Below are 2,198 nucleotides of genomic sequence, written 5' to 3' on the forward strand. Positions count from 1 at the left end.
CGCTCACCGGCGCCGTCGCCGCGGTGCCGCTGCTGTGGCTCGCCGGCACGCTCGACCGCGACCTCGTGTGGGCGCTCACGCAGCTGCTGCTGGGACTCGACGTCGTCGCCTCGCTCGTCCTGACCGTCCGTCACGCGCGCGCCCGGGCCACCGCTCACCTCTGACCCGCACCCGTCACCCGAGCCCGGCTCCCCGAGATGTGGGGAGAAAGGCACCATCCACGGGCCGGTCGTGGTCGATTTCCTCACACATCTCGCCGGAGGCGCGGCAGGGTGAGGGCATGACCGTCATCCAGCGCGTCGTGGCCCGCGTCGTCATCGGCTCGTTCTCGCTCGCCGCCCTGCTCGGCATCGTCGCCCTGCTCGGCGGCGGGGCGTTCGGGGACGCCGAGGCGCGCATCCTCGGCACCACCGTCACCGTCGGCGTCGAGTGCGTCGCCGTCCTGACCTACCTGGCCGCGGCCGCGTCGGACGGACGAGCGTCGCCGCCGGCCGGGGGCGCCGCCTCCCTCGTGGCGACCGCGATCGTCCTGTACTTCGTGTGGGGCGGCAACGAGCCGGGCGACGCCCTCTGGCAGGTCGCCGGCACCGCCCTCGTCCTGGCGCTCACCCTGGCGCAGCTGTCGCTGCTGCTCGCCACCACGGGCGGGCGCGTCGGCGGGGAGCGTCTGCTGCAGGCCACCGCCGGTCTCGCCGCCGTCACCGCGCTCATGATCGTCCTGCCGATCTGGGAGGTCGCGACCTCGGACACCTACTGGCGGCTGTTCGGCGTCCTGGCCATCCTGGACGTGCTCGGCACGATCGTGGTCGCGGTGACCCGTCGACGACCGGCCGAACCCGACGAGCCGGCCTCGACCCTGTCCCCGGACGCGCGACGCCGGCTCGAGCACGCCGCCCACGAGCGCGGGGTCACGCCCGACGAGCTCGTCGACGAGCTGCTGGCCTGACCCGAGCCTTGCTCCCCCGAGATGTGGACGCAGACGCACCACGTCCGGGCGATCCGTGGTGCTTTCGCGTCCACATCTCGCCGGAGGGGACGCGCGGTGAGGTCTAGGCGGCGAGGACCTGGCTCACCGGCATGCTCGAGTCGACGGCCAGGTCGAGCCGCGAGGGTTCCAGCCCGCGACGGACGACCTCGCTGCCGAGCGCGGCGATCATCGCGCCGTTGTCGGTGCACAGCACCGGCGGCGGCACGCGCAGCTCGACGCCGGCCTTCCGCGCGCGCTCCTCGGCGTACTCGCGCAGCCGGCGGTTGGCCGCGACGCCGCCGCCGAGCACGAGCCGCTTGACGCCGTGCTCGACGCAGGCGTCGATCGTCTTGGCCGTCAGCACGTCGCACACCGCGTCCTGGAACGACGCCGCGACGTCGGCGACGTCGAACGAGCGGCCCATGCGCTCCTCGTGCTGGACGTGCCGCACGACCGCGCTCTTGAGCCCGGAGAACGAGAAGTCGAAGCGGTGCTTCTCCATGTCGCGCCCGGACGTCAGGCCGCGCGGGAACGCGATGGCCCTCGGGTCGCCCTCGCGGGCCGCCCGGTCGATGTGCGGTCCGCCCGGGTAGGGCAGGCCGAGCACGCGGGCCACCTTGTCGAACGCCTCGCCGGCGGCGTCGTCGATCGTCTCGCCCAGCAGCTGGACGTCGGTGACGATGTCGTCGACGAGCAGCAGGGACGTGTGCCCGCCGCTGACCAGGAGCGCCGCCGTGCGCTCGTCGTAGCGGCCGTGCTCGAGCTGGTCGACCGCGACGTGGCCGACCAGGTGGTTCACCCCGTAGAGCGGCTTGTCGTAGGCCAGCGCGAGCGCCTTGGCCGCGGCGACGCCGACCAGCAGCGCGCCGGTGAGCCCGGGGCCGCAGGTCACGGCGATCGCGTCGACGTCCTTCACGTGGACGCCGGCGTCGCGGTAGGCCTGCTCCAGCGTGGGGACCATCGCCTCCAGGTGGGCCCGGCTGGCCACCTCCGGGACGACGCCGCCGAAGCGGACGTGCTCCTCCATGCTCGAGGAGACCGCGTTCGCCAGGAGCTCCGTGCCGCGCACGATGCCGACGCCGGTCTCGTCGCAGGAGGACTCGATGCCGAGGACGAGGGGTTCGCTGGTCACGGCTCCATCATCCCAAACGCCACCTGGCGGTCAGGACGCGGACTTCGGCGGGCGGCGGCGGGGCGGCGCGCGCGCGCGCTCCTCCTCGTCCAGCCGGGG

Annotated in this window: 2 protein-coding genes; one reads left to right on the top strand and one right to left on the bottom strand. The window is 74.0% G+C overall.

The features are described from left to right. The first annotated feature begins 280 nt into the window (after positions 1-280). Positions 281-946, top strand: a complete 666-nt coding sequence (locus AC2W7G_RS14380) for a ribbon-helix-helix domain-containing protein (RefSeq protein WP_485869038.1) — start codon at positions 281-283, stop codon at positions 944-946. 103 nt (positions 947-1,049) lie between these two features. Here the strand turns inward: AC2W7G_RS14380 and tsaD are convergent, their stop codons facing one another. Next, the gene (tsaD, locus tag AC2W7G_RS14385; protein WP_485869039.1) at positions 1,050-2,099 is read right to left on the bottom strand and encodes a tRNA (adenosine(37)-N6)-threonylcarbamoyltransferase complex transferase subunit TsaD; all 1,050 of its coding nucleotides are present in this window, start codon (positions 2,097-2,099) and stop codon (positions 1,050-1,052) included. Between the last annotated feature and the right edge of the window lie 99 nt (positions 2,100-2,198).

The sequence above is a fragment of the Aeromicrobium sp. PFPM2_SD2 genome (assembly GCF_057364525.1).

Bases quoted from the DNA above. Each gene is read 5' to 3' on its own strand.
- AC2W7G_RS14380 (WP_485869038.1), top strand. From the start codon at position 281: ATGACCGTCATCCAGCGCGTCGTGGCCCGCGTCGTCATCGGCTCGTTC.